The sequence below is a fragment of the Sinorhizobium sp. P24N7 genome (assembly GCF_042436655.1).
Classification (GTDB): domain Bacteria; phylum Pseudomonadota; class Alphaproteobacteria; order Rhizobiales; family Rhizobiaceae; genus Sinorhizobium; species Sinorhizobium meliloti_A.
The window spans coordinates 1-368 of the sequence record NZ_JBHMIW010000163.1 but is presented as its reverse complement, the minus strand read 5'-3'; the positions used below and the strand labels follow the sequence as shown (position 1 = coordinate 368).

Sequence of the window (368 nt, the reverse complement as noted above, 5' to 3'; positions counted from 1 at the left end):
CGTTCGCCACGACGCTTCGTTACATGAAACTCCGCATTGCCGCCTTCGCAGCGCTCCCGGTGGAAAGCCTGGAGCGGCTGAGCCTGACGGCAAAACTGCACGAGATCGGCCAGATGGAAGGTTCCACCGCACAGAGGCCCGACGTCGCATGAAAGAGCCGATCGACATCGTCATTTATCACAACCCCGATTGCGGCACGTCTCGGAACACCTTGGCAATGATACGCAACGCCGGAATCGAACCGCATGTGGTCGAGTATTTGAAGACTCCGCCAAGCCGGCGGCTGCTGGAGCAGCTGGTCGTGCGTATGAGTATACCCGTTCGCGAGTTGGTTCGGGAAAAGGGTACACCCTACGAAGAACTCGGCC

General features: G+C 59.0%; 1 protein-coding gene and 1 pseudogene. Both read left to right on the top strand.

Going from position 1 to position 368, the window contains the following annotated elements:
- Nucleotides 1–152, top strand: a pseudogene (locus tag ACFHWW_RS34455) (arsenate reductase ArsC); the annotation flags it as partial.
- Nucleotides 149–368: ArsC/Spx/MgsR family protein (locus tag ACFHWW_RS34450; RefSeq protein WP_379943883.1), on the top strand; the 220-nt coding region annotated here is incomplete at its 3' end. The pseudogene ACFHWW_RS34455 and the gene ACFHWW_RS34450, both read left to right, overlap by 4 nt.